This is a genomic window from Microbacterium sp. SD291 (assembly GCF_017355365.1).
GTDB lineage: Bacteria > Actinomycetota > Actinomycetes > Actinomycetales > Microbacteriaceae > Microbacterium.
In genome coordinates this window covers 1-19,556 of record NZ_JADIJR010000043.1, presented here as the reverse complement: position 1 = coordinate 19,556, position 19,556 = coordinate 1, and the positions used below count along the sequence as shown (strand labels likewise).

The following is a 19,556-nucleotide window of genomic DNA, read 5'->3' as shown; positions in this document are numbered from 1 at the left end:
CGGGAGTGCGGACGGACGTGCCGTCAAGCCCCTGGGCTGCCAGCGGTGTGAGCGGCATCCTGATCCGGACGCATCGCGAGACGAAGGAGCCAACATGTCCGACACGACGCCCCAGACCCCCCACCCAGCCGAGCAGGCCGACCAGTCACTGCCCGAGGCCGCGTCGACGTCCGAGGAGGCGCCCGCCGCGGAGGTGCCGTCGACCGAGCAGCTCGAGGAGCCGAGCACCGAGAAGGAGCCGGCCGAGGAGCCGAAGGCGCCGGAGCACCGCGAAGACCCCGAGCCCGACCATCAGGCGGTCGGGATCGGCGTCGTCGGCGGAGAGCAGTCGACCGCCGGCGACGAGGCGGACTCCGAGGACTGAGCTACTCGACGAGCTTGCCGGCCGTGTCGACGTCGCGCATGAGCTCGGCGATCTCCGCGGGGACGGGCGGGATCTCCTCGCGTGTGACCCCCGAGACCGGAGACCAGACCAGGTTCACCTGCAGCGCGGGATCGGTGTCCGGATAGTCGCTGCGGTTGTGGCATCCGCGGGTCTCGCGTCGCACGAGCGCGGCCTCGAGCGTCGCCCTCGCCGCGAGAGCCGACGCCTTGAGATCGAAGGCGTGCGCGAGGTCCTGAAAGCCGGCGATGTCGGGGTGGATGCCGATGTCCTGCATCCGCGCCTCGATCGCGTCGAGCTCCGCGATCCCTGCCAGCAGCCCCTCCTCCGAGCGCACCACACCGGCGTGCGCCGTCATGGTGTTCCGGATCGCCCGCTGCAGCGCCCGCACATTCTCGCGCCCATCGGCCGCGAGCAGGCCGTCGATCTCCGCGCGCGCGGAGGCCACGGCATCCGCTGACCGCCGCTGCGCGTCGAGCCCCGCCGCGTGCGCCATCGCAGCCTGCCCGACCAGTCGCCCGTAGACCAGCAGCTCGATCAGAGAGTTGCCGCCGAGACGGTTCGCGCCGTGAAGTCCGCTCGACGCCTCGCCGATCGCGTAGAGCCCGTCGACGTCGGTCCGGTGATCCTCCGGGCGCACCCACACGCCGCCCATCGAGTAGTGCGCGGTGGGCGCGATCTCGATCGGGTCGGTGGTGATGTCGAGCATCTGCAGCTCCATCATGGTCTGGTACACCCGCGGCAGCCGGGTCATGATCGTCTCGCGCGGCAGGTGCGACACGTCGAGCCAGACGCCGCCGTTCTCAGTGCCTCGGCCCTCGGCGATCTCGGTGTATGCGGCGAGCGCGACGCGGTCACGCGTCGACAGCTCCATCCGCTCGGGGTCATACTTCGCCATGAACCGCTCGCCGAGCGCATTGCGCAGGATGCCGCCCTCGCCGCGTGCGGCCTCCGAGATCAGCGTGCCGGCCGCGTTCTCCGGCTCGATGATCCCGGAAGGGTGGAACTGCACGAGCTCCGGATCCCGCAGCCGCGCACCGGCGTCGACCGCGAGCCGGAACGAGTCGCCGGTGTTCTCGTCTCGGCGGGACGAGGTGCGCCGCCAGATGCGGTTGTGTCCGCCGGCGGCGAGGATCACGGCATCCGCATGGATGAGGTAGCGCGTGCCGTCGGCCTGGTCGAAGCCGTAGGCGCCGAACACGACGTTGTCGCGCACCAGGAGCCGCGTGATGTAGACGTGATCGAGGATCGGCACCTCGAGCTGCTCGGCCTTCGCGACGAGCGTCCGCTGGATCTCGAGCCCGGTGTAGTCGCCGGCGAACGCGGTGCGGCGGAAGGTGTGCGCGCCGAAGAAGCGCTGCGAGATGCGTCCGTCGTCCTCCCGTGCGAAGTCCATGCCCCAGCGCTCGAGATCGCGGATGCCGCGCTCGGCGCCCTGCGTGACGACCTCGACCGTGTGCGGATTGGCGAGCAGGTAGCTCTCCTTGATCGTGTCGGCGGCGTGCTGCTGCCAGGAGTCCTCGTGATCCATCGTCCCGAGCGCGGCGTTGATGCCGCCGGCGGCGAGGGACGTGTGCGCGTCCTGCCGGGGACGCTTGCCCACGGCGAGGACGTCGATGCCGTGCTCGGCGACCTCGATCGCGGCGCGCAGCCCGGAGCCTCCCGTCCCGATGACGAGGACGGTGGTGGAGATCTGACGTTCGTTCATGAGTTCAACGCTAAGAAGGGCAGGCCGATAACTCCAATGCATTGTTCCACTTGAATCGATAGACTGCGGGCATGAACCTCGAGCAGCTGCGCGGCTTCGCGGAGGTCGCACGACTCGGTCACTTCACCCGGGCCTCCGAGAGCCTGCATCTCGCCCAGCCTTCGCTGAGCCGGCAGATCTCGACTCTCGAGCGTGAACTCGGCGCCGAGCTGTTCCACCGGGCACGCGGGCACATCGCGCTCACCGCTGCCGGCGAGACGCTGCTCCCCCGCGCGCAGCGGATGCTCGCTGAGGCCGAATCCATCCGCGAGGAGATGGGCGACCTGCGCGGACTGCGGCGGGGTCGCGTCCGCCTCGGCGCCCCGCCCACCCTGTGCATCAGCCTGGTCGCCGAGGCCATCAGCGCCTTCCATGCCGCCCATCCCGGCGTCGACCTGCACCTCACCGAGAGCGGCTCTCGACTGCTGATCGAGGAGCTCGCGGTCGGCGCGGTCGACATCGCGCTGATCACCGAGTCGGCTGGACAGGGCATGCCCGGCGTGAGTCTCACGCGGATGCCGCTGCTCGCCGAGGAGCTCGTGGTGGTGTCATCCGCCTCGGCCCCTGCGATCTCCGACGAGCCTGCGATCGACCTGGACGAGCTCGCCCGGCTTCCCCTGATCGCGTTCGCCGAGAGCTACGAGCTGCGCGCCACGACGGACGCGGCCTTCCGCACAGCCGGACTCACGCCCTCGCCGGTGCTGGAGGGCGCCGAGATGGACGCGGTGCTCCGCTTCGTCGAGCGCGGCGTGGGAGTCGCCGTCGTGCCGGCCATGGTGCTGCTCGACCGGCCCGAGCTGCGAGCGACCCGCCTCACCCATCCGCTGATGACCCGCACGGTGAGCCTCGCGCACCGTGCGGACGTGACACCCGCCGCAGCGGTCGCTGCGATGCGCCGGGTCATCGTGTCGACGGCGGCCGAGGTGGCGCACCGCGACCCGGCGATCCGCAGCCTGCTGTGAGCGTTCGGTGATCACCGACCGATACCCCGATCAAGTGGCACCGGGTACAGCAAAACCCCCGCCGCTTTCGCGACGGGGGTTTCAATACTGTCTCAACACAGTGTGCGCCCGAAGGGACTCGAACCCCTAACCTTCTGATCCGTAGTCAGATGCTCTATCCATTGAGCTACGGGCGCTCCTGGACCGCTGAACGGGCCGTGGAACAGCCTACAACAGACTCGACGCGGGCGCGAATCGGGGCTACCTCCCCTTGGCCTCTGCCTTCTCCAGCTTCTTGCGCCGTTTGGCCTTGGCCTTCTGCGACGACGAGAGCGCCTGCAGATCGACGAGCCGCAGCGCCTGCATCCGCGCCTCGCGCATCCGGTCGTAGTCCGGATCCTGGTCCGGTCGCATGCCCTCGACGCGCAGCCGGCGGTCGAGGTTGTGACGCACGTCCGCCCAGGCCGCCTCCCGCGCCTCCTCGACGATGACGCCGAGAGCCTCCCGGTTCTCCATCACCTCGCGCAGCTTCGTGGCGACGCCGTGCGACTGCTTGGCGCGCCGGCGGAGGTTGCGCACGTCGCGATCGCGGTAGTCGTGGGTTCCGGACGGGTCGGAGTGCCGGCCGCGGGCGCGCTTGCGCAGCTCGGTCAGCGTCCGCTCCGCCTCTTCCGACTCCTCGGCCATCGCCCGCAGCGCCTCGCGCGTGTCGGCGATGTACTTGTCGGTGTCGAAGATCCCGTCCTCGGCGATCGTGCCGACGAGGATGTGATTCTTCACGGCGAGGCGCGCGGCAGCGGTCGCGATCGCAACGCCTTCGGCGATGGCATCCGCAGTTCGTCCCACCGCTACCTCCTCTCCACGAGCGTACCGGTATCGCCCCCGCGACAGGCGGGCGAGAATCGATCGCCGTCCGAGAGCTGCAGCGGCCTGCCCGGGGCGGCGGCCCAGGGCAGGCGACTCACGCAGAAGGCTCAGCGCACATGGCTCACGGCAGTCGGTTCGCGATCGCCAGGTTCGCGGCGAGCTCCTCCGCGTTCTGGCGGGCGACGTACGCCGGGCGATCGCGCTCCACTCGCCACGACTCGCTCAGCGGGCCGATGTTCACGGTGTCGAATCCGGCCTCGTCGTAGAAGCGCGTGGCGAACTCGACAGCCTCTGCGTCGTCGCCCGCGGTGGCGAGCGCGCGGCGGTTCGGAGTCCCTGCCGGCGTGCCGCCGGTCGTGATGTCGGAGGCGAGGATGTGGTTGAACGCCTTCGCGATCTTCGCGCCGGGGGCGTGCTTCTGCAGCAGCTCCGACGTCGTGGTCTCCCCCTTGTCGAGCGCCTCGATGTGGCCGTCGCGCTCGAAGTAGTAGTTGTTCGTATCGAGGACGATCTTGCCGGCGAGAAGCTCGGCGGGAAGCTGGTCGATCCTGCCGAGCGGTACCGTCACGACCACGACGTCACCCGCGCGCGCCGCGTCCTCCGCGGTCGCCGCCTGCGCCTGCGGACCGAGCTCGGCGACGAGTCCCGAGAGCGTCTCCGGCCCCCGCGAGTTGGCGATCACCACGTCGTATCCGTTCGCGACCGCGACCCGCGCGACCTGGCTGCCGATGTGTCCTGCACCGATGATTCCGAGAGTTGTCATGCTCGCCCCAACGTCAGGGAGCCCGGGCTATTCCCGGGGAGCACGGCGGATGACGGCGGATGACGGCGGATGACGCGGACCCGTGGGCTCAGAGCGCGAGCGCCAGGCTCTCCTCGACCCGCCGGTACCCGAGCCGCTCGTACAGGTCGATCGCGCCGGTGTTGAACCCGAAGACGTGCAGGCCCATCGAGCCGGCGCCCAGCCGGCGCGCCTCGCGTTCGGCGGCGTGCATCAGCTCGCGGCCGTAGCCCTTGCGACGCTGGTCCTCGACGACCTCGACGTCGAGGATGAACGCGTGCGGACGGCCGTCTCGCCTGCGCATCCCGATCCAGAGGATGCCCACCTCGACGCCGTCGACGGATGCCGTGAACAGCTCCTGCCCCTCGGAGGCGACGCCGTCGGGCAGCTCCGCCGCGAACTGACGCCGGGATTCCGCGACGGCCTCGTCACCGGAGTACCTGCCCGAGGCTGCGAGGTCCTCGGCGAAAGCAGCCACCGAGTGCTCCGCGTAGTCCGTGTACCGTTCTGCAGTCATCGGGACGACGTCGATGCGCGCGGCGTCGTCGCGCTCCGGGATCGGCTCGAGGATCATCTGGATCGACGCGACCTCGAACCCGCGGCCCTCGATGAGGCCGCGGGCGGCCGCGTCCTGCGGGAACAGACCGATCGAGATCTTCTCAGCGCCGTGCTCGCGGGCGAAGTCGGCGATCGACGAGAACAGCTCGTCGCGCTGCCCGCCCGCGAGCTCCTCGCGGATCGAGAGATCGATGAGGAACACCCTCTCGCCGTTGACGCCCAGCCAGATCGTTCCGAGCTCACGGCCGTCGTCGACGATCGACAGGATGCGGGTGGTCGGCGTGGCGAGCCCGTCGGGGAGCAGCTCCGCGACGAACCGGTCTGCGAAGGCGACGGCATCCGCGCCGATGCGCATGCCAGAGGCTCGGTTCCGCCGGATGATGCTCGCCCGCGTCATGGTCTTCCACGCGGCGAAGCGCTCGGCGGGCAGGGGCGTCAGGTGGACGGACATGAGTCCATCCTGCCGGGTACGCCTGTCAGATCGGATGCACACCTGTCAGGTGATCGAGGCAGGATGACATGACACCCGTGTTTCTGACCTGACGAGTGAACCGTGGCGATCGGCCGCTCAGCCCTTCGAGAGGGCATCCTCCGCGGCGACCCAGGCGAGCATCGCGCACTTCACGCGGGCGACGTACTTCGACACCCCGCCGAGGGCGGCGGCGTCGCCGAGCAGCTCCTCGTCGGGCTGGATCCTGCCGCGCGAGCGCATGGCCTCACGGAAGGCGGCGATCCGCACCTCGAGGTCGTCGACCGTGAGTCCCTCGGCCAGCTCTGCGAGGAGCGACGCGGATGCCTGCGAGATGGCGCAGCCGTGGCCCTCCCACGCGATGGCCTCGACGCTGCCGTCGGTCGCGCGGTGCACCTGCAGGGTGACCTCGTCGCCGCAGGTCGGGTTCAGCTGATGCGACTGCGCCGCGATCTCGCCGCGCAGGCCGTACCCGTGCGGGGTGCGGGAGTGGTCGAGGATGAGCTCCTGGTACAGGTTCTGCAGGTCGCTCATGCGCCCCTCCGGAAGAAGTCGATTGCGCCCTGGACGCCGGCGATGACGGCATCCACCTCGGCATCCGTCGTGTAGAGGTACGTGCTCGCCCTGGTCGACGAGGTGACGCCGAGCCTGCGATGCAGCGGCTGGGCGCAGTGGTGCCCGACACGCACGGCGATGCCGAGGTCGTCGAGGAACTGCCCGACATCGTGCGAGTGGATGCCGGCCACGTCGAAGCTCGCGAGTCCCACCCGCGGCAGGTCGATCCCGGCGCCGAGCACGCGGACGCCGTCGATCGCGCCGAGCCCGTCGACCAGCCGGCGGCCGAACGCGGCCTCATGCGCAGCGATCCGCGGCATTCCGACCGCGGTCAGATAGTCGGCGGCCGCGGCGAGCGCGATCGCCTGCGACACGCGCTGGGTGCCCGCTTCGAACCGCTGCGGCGGCGGCAGGTACTCGGCCTCGGTGGTGGTGACGGTGGTGATCATGGAGCCGCCGGTGAGGAACGGTGGCATGATCTCGAGCAGCTCGCGCCGGCCGTAGAGCGCGCCGATGCCGGTGGGGCCGAGCATCTTGTGGCCGGACAGCACCGCGAAGTCGACGTCGAGCGCCTTCACGTCGAGCGGGAGGTGCGGTGCCGACTGGCAGGCGTCGAGGAGCACGAGGGCACTGGCGCCACGCGCCAGCGCGACCAGCTCGGCGACCGGGTTGATCACGCCGAGCACGTTGGACACGTGCGTGAACGCGACGAGCTTCGTGCGCTCGGTGATGAGATCTGCCGCGACGTCGAGACGCAGCGCGCCGTCGTCGTCGAGAGGGATCACCCGGAGCGTCGCGCCGGTGCGCGCGGCGAGCTCCTGCCACGGGATGAGGTTCGCGTGGTGCTCCATCTCGGTGGTGACGATCTCGTCGCCCTCGCGCAGTCGCAGCCGCTCGGCATCCGCTCCCCCGCGTCCGATCGACGCGTTCGAGAGCGAGTACGCGACGAGGTTGATCGCCTCGGTGGCGTTGGAGGTCCAGACGACCTCGTCATCGTGCGCGCCGATGAAGCGGGCGACCGTCGCACGGGCGTCTTCGAACAGCTCGGTCGCCTCGGCGGCGAGCGTGTGCGCTCCGCGGTGCACGGCCGAGTTCATCGTCGTCGCGAACTCGCGCTCGGCATCCAGCACCGCCAGTGGACGCTGCGAGGTCGCCCCCGAGTCGAGATAGGCGAGCGGATGCCCGTTCACCTCGGCGCCGAGGATCGGGAAGTCCGCGCGCAGGCGCAGCACCTCGGCCTCCGTCAGCGGGGCGGCGTTCAGCGAGGCCTCGCCCGGGGGCGTCAGGGTACCGGCGTCCGAAGTGCTCATCACTCCAGTTTCCCACCTGCGCCTGTGCGCCGGGCGCGCCTCGGGGAACCCGATGTATCAGGAGGGCTCCTCGCCGCTCCTCCCTGTATCGGACCACTCGCACTCGTCGCCACACGCCTCAGGCCGTGACGCGACGCGACGCGACGCAGCAGAAAGAGGCAGAAGGTGCTGAACTTCCTGAACCACTTCACCGTTCCCGGCGTCGATCACGTGACGGTCTTCTACGACGATCAGGACTCGGACCTCTTCTACATGGTCCCTGAGCTCCCGTCGATCCTGGCGCGGGAGGACGGAACGCCCGCGTTCACGCTGATCTCCTTCGCCCGCGACTTCACCCTCATGGCCGACAAGGCCAGCGCCCTGCCGACGGCGGAGACAGAGGGCGGCCTGCTGCAGGTCACCACCTCGCTCGAGGTCAGCCAGGAGGATCAGGAGAAGATCCGCGACTACATCGCCGGCGGCATGGACGCCCGGCCGAGGCCGATGCTCCGCGACCGGCGCATCATGCTGCTCCGCGAGGCCGCAGCACCCCGCAAGGTCAAGCTGAGCTACCCGACCTGGGTCGACGGCAAGGTCGCCTTCCACCTCTTCCCGAGCGGGGGCGAGACCTTCGTGAAGGCGATCGAGGGGTCGGAGAAGCCCTCTCTCGTCGCGAGCAACCTCGCCTCGTACACCGCGCTGCTGGGCCAGGAGGGCCTCCGGCTGATCCGGAACTCGATCGAGGACGGCTGGAGCCCAGGCACCATCAACTACGACATGTCGTTCGTCGCCCGCATCCCGAGCCTGACGGTGCACGTCTGGGGCGAGTCGCACGACGTGTACAACGAGATCAAAGAGCACGCGACGATCCGCGAGACGTACCGCAACAACCAGGGAACGCGCACCTACCAGTACCCGCAGGTCTCGAGCCTGCAGGAGCTGCGCGACCTCAGCGCGGGCCTGCACATCGAATACGACGTCGGCGACTTCCGCGGCAGCGGCGCCGAGGCGGACGACGCGACGAAGTCCATCGAGGATCTCGTCTTCACGATCGTGCAGAAGCTGATCACGGAGCGCTTCCTGGCGCCCGGCTTCGCGCCGGGGCTCAAGGCCGAGAAGCTCGGAACCGACCCGCTCGCGCACGGCGGCGGCGAGAAGATGCCCGGCGGGAACCAGCTGTGGCTGAAGGACTTCGAGCAGAGCATGGACGTGTCGATCGACTTCACGTTCAAGGGGACGACGAACTTCCTGGTGGAGAAGCATCCGAACTCCGAGCTCTTCGCGCTCATCGACAAGGAGCAGGTCAAGAAGTCGATCATCGAGGCCGACCTCAGCAAGCCCTACTTCACGCTCCTCGACGTCCCGGTGCAGGTCACGGCCGACTTCGACCGCGACCCCATCGCCGCGATCAAGGTGTTCCTGGAGTACGACCACGAGGACGAGCAGGGCGGCGGGCGCAAGCGCCAGGTCGAGGAGTTCCTGTTCGACTCCAATGACGACAAGTACTACTTCCGCACCGTGATGGCACGCCACCCCGACGGCACCCCGAAGGACACCTACACGTATCGCAGCCAGATCATCTACAAGGCGAGCGCCAAGTCGGAGGACCTGGCGCCAGTCACCGCGAACGACCGCAACCTCATCATCGGCTACGACCAGCTCAACTGCGTCAACGTCGCGGTGTACTGGGGTGCGATCCCCGCGGATGCCGTGCAGCAGGTGCAGGTCTCGTTCCGGTATCCGGGGGTGGACCTGCCGTCGGCGACCTCGGAGGTGGTGCTGCGGATCGACTCCCCGCAGGCGGCCTGGTTCACCTACACCGGCGACCAGCACTCCCAGGAGTACGAGTACGACGTCACCTTCTTCATGGCCGACGGCCAGCGCATCACGGTGCCGACGCAGCGGTCGTCGACCCAGCGCCTGATCGTGAACGCCCCGTTCGAGGACCAGTTGAGCGCCACCCTCGTGCCGCAGGGGAGCTTCCCGCCGGTCGCCTCGATCGTCCTGACGACGCGCTACGTCGACGGCGACTACGAGAAGAGCGACGTGCACTCCTTCACGAGCTCAGCGGACGTCTGGGAGTGGAGCATCGACCTCCGCGACCGCTCCAAGCGGACCTTCGAGTACCGGGCCGACGTCACCTACGCCGACGGCTCGTCGAGCTCGGGCGACTGGCAGCAGGGAGCCGAGGGCACCGTGCTCGTCGGCGACGTCGCCAGGGAGATGCTCTCGGTCGAGGTGGTCGCCGACCTCGTCGACATGACCAAGTGGAAGCTCGTCATCGTCCGCCTCGCGTACGACGACGGTGACGGGCTCACGAGCGAGCACACCATCAAGCTCACCGCGGTGCCGCCGAACCCGGCCGACCTCAAGTGGGTGGTGCCGATCAAGGATCCGGTGAAGCGCACCTACACCCATCAGATCCAGGCCTTCGGGCACGCAGACGAGCGGCACACCGCCGGTCCGACCGAGGCGACCGACTCGCTGCTCGTCCTCGAGTTCTAGGAGATCACCATGCCTGAGACCGTCCCGTTCCTGCACACCGCGATGCTCGCCGAGACCATCGCCCCGACGCTCCAGCTCCGCCCGCAGGTGCTGACGCGCCTCAGCGCGACGCGCGCGTTCATGCTTTCGGATCTCCGCCATCTCAAGGTCATCGGCCAGGTGGACAACGCCCCGCATGTGCTCTCCGCCCCCGACGGCGTGGAGCGCGCGGTGCCGGGAGAGGACGGCATCCCGTACTTCGTGCCGCAGGCCAGAGTCTCCGTCCGCTCGGAGGCGACGCGCGCGCCGCACGTGTTCCTCGAACGTCGCGACGGCGAGGTGCTCCTCCAGGTCTGGTTCGATCTCGTGCGCTTCCCGTCCCTGCCCTCGGAGTCGAAGCCGCTTCCGGTGCTCGGGCATTCGGTGGCGCTGGTGGGCTCGGACGGACGCCGAATCGAGTTCGAGCGCTGCGATGACCTTCCCGCACCGGAGAACTCCCCGAACGTCGTCTCCCGGCTGTTCTGCGAGACGAAGGTCGACGCGAACAGTGCGATCGGCCTACTGCAGTCGCCAGGGACCGTGTTCCGCGTCGACGGCGACGTGAGCTTCTCGATGAGCCAGGGCGGCGGCGGCTCCTCTTCGGGAGCCGGCGTGCTCGGGCCGATCCACATCGACACCGTCCGACTCCAGCCGCGCGGGCCGCTTCGCGTCTTCAGCAAGCCGATCGATCCTCGAATCGCCGCCGGCTCCCTGCTCGCGTCGCGTGCGCGGTTCTCTCCCATGCTCTCGGGCGCCGTGCTCTCCGACGCAGTCCTCTCGGCGACCATCGCCGATGCGGCGCAGCCCGCACCGCCCGTGACCTGGGCGACCCAGACGAAGCGGATGCCGCTCGGCGCGGCCGACAACGGCGGCGTCAACGGGTACTACGAGCCGGGCCTGATGGAGAACCGGGCGATCTACTCGCAGGTGACCAGCGGCTTCGGGACCGAGCCGTGGTCGGAATGGGTGGAGTCGCCGAACGGCCGCTTCATGGACTCCCCGGTGCCCGACCAGTTCTACGTGCTGCCCGACGAGTACCGGCTGACCTTCGATGCCGAGACCAAGGTGCCGTCGATGATGGTGCTGCTCGTGCCGCCGAAGGGGGGCGCCGAGCCGGCAGGACCGATCTCGTTCGGCGGGGACTACACCCTGCGCACGCGATTCAGCGTGGTGCCGTGGATCGACCCCGAGCGACGGGAACGGCTCCGCGCCGAGATCGCGAAGCACTCGGGGCGCCCGTACCCTATCCTCCTGGTCGGCGGCATCCGCAGCGCGACGGTGTCGCTCTCGGCGGTGCTGCACGAGCTCGGATCATCCGTGGTCGGCGCGGCGGATGCCGCGGCCGGCGTCGACCCGCTCGGCTTCGACCTCGTGCTCGACTGCACGAGTGAGTTCTACAGCACCCTGTCGCACATGCTCGTGACCGACGGCGTGGACGCGACCGTGACCGTGACGCTCATCTCGGATGCGGCCGAGCCGCCGCGCGTCGAGGTGCCCACGGTGCTGCGCCTCGACCGGCCGGCATCCGACGTGCTCCGTGCCGAGCTGGTGCCTGCCGAGCCGGTGCCCGAAGAACCGGCCGTTGCGGCCGAGCCGGCACCGGCCGGAGAACCCGCCGGGGAGCCCGCCGCACCAGCATCCGTCGTTCCTGAAGGGCAGCCTGATCCGCTGGCTGCACCGCCCGCCCCGCCTCGGCTGCGCGTGATCAACCCGCTGCCATACGCCGTGACGGTCGCACAGGCGCTGCCGACGCTGCTCGTGATCGACGAGCGGACGCCCTCGCCGCTGGGCGCGGTGCGCGCCCAGGCCTCGCCCGCGAGCTTCACGCTCCCAGCCGCCTCAGCCGACGCACCTTCGTCGATCGAGCTCACACTCACGCCAGAGGGCACCGATCAGCCTCCCGTGTTCGGCTCGGTGGGCGTCGCGTTCGTCGGGGTCGACATCGACATCGACCCCGCTCAGGTGCTGGCGAAGGCGCACGACAGCGGCAGCGCGGGCAGCGTCTCGAGCGCCGTGAACGTCCGCTGCTACCAGCTCGAGCACCCTGACGTGCTTCCGGCGGCACTCGCCGACGTGTTCGGTCTCGAGGTGCAGCTGCGGCGATCCGAGACTGCCGCCGCGATCACGGTGTTCCTCACGCGGGATCAGCCCGCAGCCGACGTGCAGGTCGCTTTCACGCTGGGCGACATCATGGCGGGTGCCAAGCCCGAGCAGCCGACCTTCGAGTGGCGCGCCAGGAACATGGCCGGCTCCGGCACCGGCGAGTGGTCCGCCTGGGGCGCCATCACGGGCCGTCAGCTCTTCGTGTCGCCGAACGGGGTGTGATCGCGAATGGTCATGCACGCCGATCACCTGGTCGCCCACGGCGTCGTCTGCACGCGCATCCACGGCCGCCGCTGGCGCTTCCGCTCGCTCGCGCCGTGGCCGCAGCTCACGCCGGCAGGCGACCCGATGATCTCGCTCCTCGAAGCCGGCGCCTACGCCCTCGCCCAGCTCTCCGTGCAGCTCGACCCACCGGCATCCGAGCTGGAAGCGCTGCGAGGGCTGCTCAGCCGCGAGGGCGAGAGCACGGCGCCCGTCATCCTGGAGCCCGCGATCACCACGGTCACAAGCATCCGGATCGTCGTCGACCCCGACGGCGAAGCGCGCACCGTCGCGACCTCGCAGGGCAGCGGATTCCCGCCGTACACCGCCGTCTTCTCGCTGCAGCCCACCGGCGACGACCTCGACCGGGTGAAGGCCGCCATCGCAGGCACCCGACGCCAGGTCGAAGTCGCGTACGCCGTCGACTTCGACGGCTCCGAGACCCCCATCGCGGCCGACCTCGCCGACTGGATGCGCGGGGCATTCACTCACGATCAGAACCCGCCGGCCGGTGCGACGAGCGCCTCGGCGACAGGAAAGGACACGCCATGTTGAAGATCAGCAAGCAGTGGATCGTCGACGGAGTGACGGTCTTCGGCGACGACACGTTCGACGACGTCTTCTACCCGATCCCGGAGACGCCGAGGTTCCGCACCGACGAGACCGGGATGCCGGTGTTCAAGTTCCTGAAGTACCGCAATCCGATCGACCGCGAGGACGGCAAGCGCGGCGGCGGCTTCGTGTTCTTCGACACCGAGTTCACGTTCACCCCGGCGGAGTTGGAGAAGGTCACCGAGGCGCTCGACGCCATCGTGCAGGAGTCGTCGCGCAAGCCCGGCTTCAAGGCCTCGCAGCCGGGTTCGGCCACAGCGCGGATCGGCACCATGACCTACACGAAGGGCAGCGCCAACCTGCTCCTCAAGGAGGACGGCGGGAACCTGATCGAGGCGGTCAGGGGCGCAGGCAAGCCGTCGCTGTTCGGACGGAACATCGCCGCGTTCATGGTCGAGTTCAGCCCCGAAGGGGCGACGCTGTTCGAGCAGGCGCTGCAGGGCAAGGGCGGGGCCGTGCAGGTCGTCTACGACCTGTCGTTCGTGGCGAAGCTGCCGGAGACGACCGCCCGCGCCTGGTTCGAGGCCGAGAAGTTCTACTCCTACGAGCAGACGATCGACATCGACTGGCAGGCGTACGGCGACGACGAGTACGTCGACCGGATCACCGAGGAGTTCGAGGCGCACGAGACGATGGGCATCGAGCTGAACGTGCAGCACGTGATCCCCGGGGATCCCGATGCCACGGAGAAGCTGAAGCAGAAGATCCAGTCGATGATGGAGCGGTCGCTGCAGGATGCCGTGCTGCGCCTGATGATCCCGGAGCTCGAGGCCGTCCCGAAGGACGAACGCGGGATGCCGGAGGACATCGAGCACCTCAAGCGGGCGTTCGAGACCACGCGGGTGTCGTCGTTCGAGCAGGAGTACCGGGAGAACTCGGCGATCGAGTGGAACATCGTCCCGCAGGGCACGCTCCCCAACATCACCAACATGGTCGACGGCGAGGGGAACCCGGTGCGCTGGGCGGACCATGCGACCGAAGTCGATCTCAACGACCCGTTCTTCCAGACGCTCCACGTGAAAGTGCGCGTCAACGCCGACTTCGACGTGCTGCCGATCCACTCGATCGAGGTGAAGGTCGAGTACCAGCACGGGTCTCAGCACAAGGTCGAGGAGTACGCGTTCGGGAGCGCCGACGACGTCGCCGACTTCAAGACGTTCATCGACGCGGGACACAAGGAGTACACGTACGTCTATCAGGTGAACTACACCGGATCGTCGAAGACCTTCGTCTCCGCGCCGGCGACGACGAACGACACCATCCTCACAGTGAACGTCGACGACATCGGCCTCCTCGATGTCGACGTGCAGGCCGGCGACATCGACTTCACGAAGGTCACCTCTGCGCAGGTGACGGTCTCGTACCAGGACACCGGGGTGGAGAAGTTCGAGGAGCAGTTCGCGCTCACGCAGGATGCTCCGTCTCACCGCGTGCAGCACGTGCTCTACCAGCCGCGACGGGCCCCCGTCCGCTATCAGGTGGAGTACTTCCTGGCCGACGGCAGGCGCATCCTCGCTCCCGAGCAGACGGCGGACCGCTCGCCCATCCTCATCAACGACCCGCTCGGCCGCACCCGCAAGTTCGAGGTGCGCGGCGTCGGCGACTTCACCGGCCGCATCGCGCAGATCTTCCTCGACCTCGTCTACGACGACCCCGCGAACGACTACACCGTCGAGCAGTCGGTCGTGCTCGCGGCAGGCAGCGAGGCTGTCTCCCAGCCGTTCGCCGTGCTCGGCGAAGGCGGGGGCGTGATCCGGTACAGCGGCACGATCCGCTACCAGGACGGAACGGTCAGGACGATCGAGCCGGCCGAGGCCAGCGGCACGATCCTGGTCGGGGACGTGGTCTCATCGAAGCTCGACGTGACGGTCGTGCCCGACCTCATCGACTGGACCCGGGTGCGCCTGGTGCAGGTCGCACTCCGGCACGGACCGGAGACGGGCGGAGATGCGAAGGACCTGATCTTCTCGCCGCAGCAGAACAAGGCGGAGCGCTGGGAGCTGCCGCTGGAGGACGGCGAGGACCCCGGCTACCGGTGGAGCGCCGTGTACTTCCTGGCGGACGGCACGAGCCACGCGACCGCCCCGGTGTCGTCCACGGCTCCGTCGCTGGTGCTGCAGGCGCCGGTCGTCGCGGTCGTGCCGGCGCCGGTCCCTGTGCCCGCTCCGACACCGGACCCGGCACCGGACCCGGCACCGGACCCGGCGCCGATCCTGAGTCCGACGCCCGTCCCGACGCCGACACCGGACGCGCAGCCGACTCCTGCTCCCACTCCAGCACCCGTGCCCACACCGACACCGACGCCCGCGCCCACTCCGACGCCGGAGCCGGTCCCCGCGGGGCCGGTCCTCGGCGGCACCCCGCCGCCCCCTCCGATGCCCGGCAGAACCCCGCCGCCGCCTCCGGTCCGCTGACCATCCGACGACATCGACACCCCGAGCGAGGCATCCGATGCTGTATCTCAACCCTCCGTACTACGTGATCGACGGCGTCTCGCTGATGCCCGACCATGAGGACCCGCTGCAGTTCTACTTCATGCCGATGTCGCCCCATCTCAGCACGATGGACGAGGGCGGCATCCTGATCCCGAAGATCCAGGTGATCAAGTACACCGGGCGCCCGACGCCTGCGAGCGAAGTCGTCTCTGGGGGCTTCCTCGACTTCGACTGCAACCTCGGGATCGACCCGGAGCGTCTCGCCGCGATCGCGGAGGAGCTCCGCGGCGAGGCCGGCCTGTCGGATCTCCCGCATCTCGCGCCGGTGCCCCTGATCGGAGGCACCGTGCGGATGATGCTGTTCGGCGCCGAGACGCCGAAGGAGGAGACCGGGCTGCCGAGCCGGCGCGAGGAGGAGGAGGAGCTCCCAGGGCCGAAGTTCGTGCAGAAGATCGTGCACCCGGCGTCGCCCTCGCTCTACGGCGACAACCAGGCCGCGTTCTCGGTGCGGCTGGACCAGGAGGGCGTGACGATCCTCGACCAGGCGATGCGCGACGAGATGCTGCCGATCGGCGTCGTGTACTCCCTCGAATACGTCGGGCTGCGCCCCGCGTACCGGATCCACGTGGAGGCCGACTGGGAGCGCGTGCAGAAGCACCTCGAGGAGACCGAATCCGTCAACGTGCCGCTGATCGCGTCGTCGTCGATCGAGAAGGTGGTCGACGAGCTCGTCGAGAAGCAGTACATCAAGATGGAGGCCGACAACCTCGTCGCCGACGAGGACGACACCGGCGGTGCGGCGGCGCGGTACGAGTCCGCACTGCAGCAGGTGCGGGAGCTCGTCTTCGAGAACTTCTTCACGCCGAGTCTGGAGCCTATCGAGCGGCAGACCGGCGACGCCATCGACGACTTCGGCCGCGTGATGCGGACGATCGCCACGCACGGAATGTCCTCGGTCTGGGAGCGCAAAGAGGTCGACATCACCCGGATCGACCGGAAGAAGCTCAACATCGAGATGAGCGAGCGCACCTCGGTCATCCGCGAGATCCACCCGCAGGGGCACCTGCAGGGCATCGTGCGTGCGGTCGAGTCGCAGGGTCTCGACATGGACCGGTTCATCACCTCCGTCTCGCTGGAGGACCCGTTCTTCGCCCGCCGCACGGTCAGGGTGATCCCGCGCGCGGACTTCGCCACCGACCAGATCGAGTCCATCAACGTCTCGCTCGACTACGACGGCGTCGTGAAGAACGTCGTCCTCGACCCCGGCGCCGGGGAGCAGAGCGTCGAGTGGCAGAGCTCCCTCGAGGGCGGGCGGATGCGGGCCCCGGTGGACGTCTCGTACGAGGTGCTCTTCAGCAGCGCCGCCGTCGGGCGCCCCCGGAGCGTGACCTCCCCGCCCGTGCCGGTCGAGGGCGACGTCGTGCAGATCGCTCCGCGCGACGACGCCGGCTACGAGCTGCGCTGGATCAGCTTCAACGTGGTCGACTTCCCGTGGGAGCTCTACCGCTCGATCGAGGTGCACTGCTCATACGTGGACGAGGCCAACGGCATCCACATCACGAATCAATACGGGCTGACGGCGGAGGCGAACGGCGGCGCCTGGCCCGTCTTCGCCGTCGACCCCGCCCGCCGCACCGTCGGCTACCGGGTCATCCTGCACGGCACGGACGGTCGCGACTGGGACAGCGGCGACCTCACCACCGACACCGACCAGATCCGGATCACCGACCCGTTCGGAGACCGCAGGATGCTGGATGTCGTCGCCCCGGCATCCCTGTTCGGCACGCAGCTCGACCGGGTCTTCGTCGACGTCCGCTACGACGACGACGAGGGCGGCATCCACAAGCGCGAATCGTTCGAGCTGAGCGCGGCCGACAGTGCGACGAAGCGATTCGTCGTCGAGCTCGCCGACCGCACGAAGCGGCGGGTGACCTTCAAGGTCTCGATGCTCCGCGTGGACGGCATCGTCATCGACATCCCCGAGTCCACGACCGAGCTCGATCGCATCATCGTCACCCCGCAGATGCGAGGGCATCGAACGGTGACCGTCGCCTCCGGCGGGATCGACTTCGCCGGCAACGGCATCCGCGAGGCCACCGTCGAGCTGCTCTACGAACGCGCCGCGCTGGGTCTCCGATTCGCCGGAACCGTCACCCTCACCCCGCAGCGGCCGGCGGGCACGTTCGAGTACGACTTCGCCGAAGGCGACCCGGACTTCACCTATCGCGTCATCCACACGCTCGAGAACGGGCTCACGCGCGAGAGCGCGTCCCGCACATCGAGTGCCGACCGCGTCGTCGCGACGGTCGACTGAGAGAACGAGGAGCCATCATGTTGCAGCTCGGAACGGGAATGCAGACGATCCAGGGGGTCACCGTCTTCCCCGATCACGCGGATGCGGAGCAGTACTGGTACCTGCCGGCCCACCTCTCCATCGCCCGGCGACCGGAGGACGACTGGCCGCAGTTCACGTTCATGAAGTTCAAGCGCGAGGCGACCGCCGAAGGCGTCGCAGGCGGCGGTTTCCTGATGTTCACGGTCGAGCTCACCCTGCCGGAGGAGGTGGAGCGCGAGATCCGCTCGAACATCCCGTCCGGGGCGCGCCTGAGCGCCGCTCCCTTCGACACCGGCACGGTCGAGTGCGTCGCGCTCAACCTGCAGGGCCCCGGCGGCACCACCGCCACCGTCAGCGACGTGGGCACCTTCGTCGCGGTGCAGACGATCCTCGGCGCGCGGATGCCGTCGCTGTTCGGCGACAACCAGGCAGTGTTCAGCCTGTCGCTCACGGCGGAGGGCGCGACCCTGCTCGAGTCTGCCTTCGCACAGGGGGCGGCGCCGATCGGCGTCATCTACCAGCTCACCTTCACCGCCATGCAGCCCGCGCTCGACGTGCGCATCACCGCCGACTTCGAGCGCATCTACGACCACTTCAGCGCCGGCATCAACGCCAACGTCTACTACGTGGAGATCGGGATCGAGGCCGGCATCGAGGAGCTCGTGCAGAACGGCGCCATCACGATCGAGGTCACCAACTACTCGACCGCCGAGAACAAGACCGAGCAGGAGCAGGCCGCGATCGACTTCTTCACGCAGCACCTGCTTCAGGCCTGGTTCACGCCGACGCTCACTCCGGGCACCCTGCAGGGCGGGATGGCCACGGCCCCTCGCGCCGGCGGCGGTGCCGCACTCTTCGGACCGGGGCGCACCGGCGGCGGGACGACACCAGGCGGCACCACGCCCGGCGGCACCGGCGCCCGGCCGCCCGAGGGCTCCGGCGGACAGCGGCCGCCGACCCCGCCGCCCCCGCCCGCCGGTGGCGGCGCCAGACCGCCGGCTCCGTCGGGGGGTGGCGCGCCGGCTCCGGCACCCGCTCCTGCTCCGGCTCCTTCAGGGGGCGGGGCTCCTGCTCCCGCTCCTGCTCCTGCTCCTGCTCCGTCGGGAGGCGGCGCTCCTGCTCCCGCACCCGCGCCGTCGGGAGGCGGCGCCCCGGCGCCGAGCGGGCCTTCCACGCCGGCATCCCGCAACCTGTTCGTGCACTTCATCGAGGAGGGCAGCGGCGAAGGCGTGCACGGCGTCTACAACGTCGGCTACACCGCCGACGGAGTGGATCGGGAGGCGAACACCCCGCCCGGGTCGGCGAGCCAGCTGCACATCGAGGTCCCGGCCGGCTGGACCGGCGGCGGGCTGAGCGCGACGGCGACGACCCTTCCGGAGCTCACGACGGCGGATGCCGATCAGCTGCGACGCCACTTCACGACCGGCGCTCCGATCCTGGCCTCCGGCCAGCGACAGGCGCCGCTCGGGATGGCCGTCCGTGTGATCACGGTGCCGGCGGGTACCGGAGACATCTCGATGACCGTGCGGATCCCGATCACGAAGACGGTGGTCACGGCATCCTCCGCCGACGCCCTCGTCGCCGCAGTCTTCCCCGGCGGCCGGCTGCTGCAGCCCGGCATCCACGACTGCCGTCGCGTCGCCGGGACCAACACGTTCGAACTGATCACGCCCGGATGGCCGGGCAGCTTCGAGACAC

14 protein-coding genes and 1 tRNA gene are annotated in these 19,556 nt (G+C 69.4%); 8 read left to right on the top strand and 7 right to left on the bottom strand.

Annotated elements, in window-relative coordinates; translation table 11 throughout:
- Positions 1-94: 94 nt before the first annotated feature.
- Positions 95-364 (top strand): hypothetical protein, encoded by a 270-nt coding sequence (locus IPV10_RS15750; protein WP_242685066.1) that lies wholly within the window; start codon positions 95-97, stop codon positions 362-364.
- Between the two features lies 1 nt (position 365).
- On the opposite strand, the gene IPV10_RS15745 is transcribed toward IPV10_RS15750, so the two are convergent.
- Positions 366-2,090 carry an L-aspartate oxidase gene (locus tag IPV10_RS15745; RefSeq protein WP_207485422.1) on the bottom strand — a complete coding sequence of 575 codons (1,725 nt, stop codon included), beginning with the start codon at positions 2,088-2,090 and terminating at the stop codon, positions 366-368.
- Between the two features lie 71 nt (positions 2,091-2,161).
- Here IPV10_RS15745 and IPV10_RS15740 point away from each other — a divergent pair, with 71 nt between their 5' ends.
- Complete coding sequence (locus IPV10_RS15740) at positions 2,162-3,091, top strand: LysR family transcriptional regulator (protein ID WP_207485420.1); 930 nt, start codon at positions 2,162-2,164, stop codon at positions 3,089-3,091.
- Positions 3,092-3,194: 103 nt separating this feature from the next.
- Here the strand turns inward: IPV10_RS15740 and IPV10_RS15735 are convergent.
- The 6 genes from IPV10_RS15735 to IPV10_RS15710 form a co-directional block, all read right to left on the bottom strand.
- Positions 3,195-3,267, bottom strand: a tRNA-Arg gene (locus IPV10_RS15735).
- A gap of 64 nt (positions 3,268-3,331) precedes the next feature.
- A complete protein-coding gene (locus tag IPV10_RS15730; protein WP_207485418.1) occupies positions 3,332-3,916 on the bottom strand; it encodes an asparagine synthase in 585 nt (194 codons plus the stop codon).
- Positions 3,917-4,058: 142 nt separating this feature from the next.
- Positions 4,059-4,700, bottom strand: coding sequence for an NADPH-dependent F420 reductase (locus IPV10_RS15725; RefSeq protein ID WP_207485416.1), 642 nt, complete (start codon positions 4,698-4,700; stop codon positions 4,059-4,061).
- Positions 4,701-4,788: 88 nt separating this feature from the next.
- Positions 4,789-5,727, bottom strand: coding sequence for a GNAT family N-acetyltransferase (locus IPV10_RS15720; RefSeq protein ID WP_207485414.1), 939 nt, complete (start codon positions 5,725-5,727; stop codon positions 4,789-4,791).
- A 117-nt stretch (positions 5,728-5,844) separates the two neighbouring features.
- Positions 5,845-6,279 carry a Fe-S cluster assembly sulfur transfer protein SufU gene (gene sufU, locus IPV10_RS15715; RefSeq protein ID WP_207485413.1) on the bottom strand — a complete coding sequence of 145 codons (435 nt, stop codon included), beginning with the start codon at positions 6,277-6,279 and terminating at the stop codon, positions 5,845-5,847.
- A complete protein-coding gene (locus tag IPV10_RS15710; RefSeq protein WP_242685065.1) occupies positions 6,276-7,610 on the bottom strand; it encodes a SufS family cysteine desulfurase in 1,335 nt (444 codons plus the stop codon). Before IPV10_RS15710 ends, sufU begins: the two co-directional genes overlap by 4 nt.
- A 165-nt stretch (positions 7,611-7,775) precedes the next feature.
- Between IPV10_RS15710 and IPV10_RS15705 the strand changes: the two genes are divergently transcribed.
- From IPV10_RS15705 to IPV10_RS15680, 6 genes are all read left to right on the top strand, one after another.
- Complete coding sequence (locus IPV10_RS15705) at positions 7,776-10,094, top strand: hypothetical protein (protein ID WP_207485411.1); 2,319 nt, start codon at positions 7,776-7,778, stop codon at positions 10,092-10,094.
- Between the two features lie 9 nt (positions 10,095-10,103).
- Entirely contained in the window at positions 10,104-12,437 is a 2,334-nt protein-coding gene (locus IPV10_RS15700) for a hypothetical protein (protein WP_207485409.1), read from the top strand.
- Between the two features lie 6 nt (positions 12,438-12,443).
- A complete protein-coding gene (locus IPV10_RS15695; RefSeq protein WP_207485407.1) occupies positions 12,444-13,031 on the top strand; it encodes a hypothetical protein in 588 nt (195 codons plus the stop codon).
- Complete coding sequence (locus tag IPV10_RS15690; protein WP_207485405.1) at positions 13,025-15,502, top strand: hypothetical protein; 2,478 nt, start codon at positions 13,025-13,027, stop codon at positions 15,500-15,502. The genes IPV10_RS15695 and IPV10_RS15690 overlap by 7 nt, the downstream gene beginning before the upstream one ends.
- A 37-nt stretch (positions 15,503-15,539) precedes the next feature.
- The gene (locus IPV10_RS15685) at positions 15,540-17,837 is read left to right on the top strand and encodes a hypothetical protein (protein ID WP_207485403.1); all 2,298 of its coding nucleotides are present in this window, start codon (positions 15,540-15,542) and stop codon (positions 17,835-17,837) included.
- A gap of 17 nt (positions 17,838-17,854) precedes the next feature.
- Positions 17,855-19,556 (top strand): hypothetical protein (locus IPV10_RS15680; RefSeq protein WP_207485401.1); only part of this gene is annotated, 1,702 nt, incomplete at its 3' end.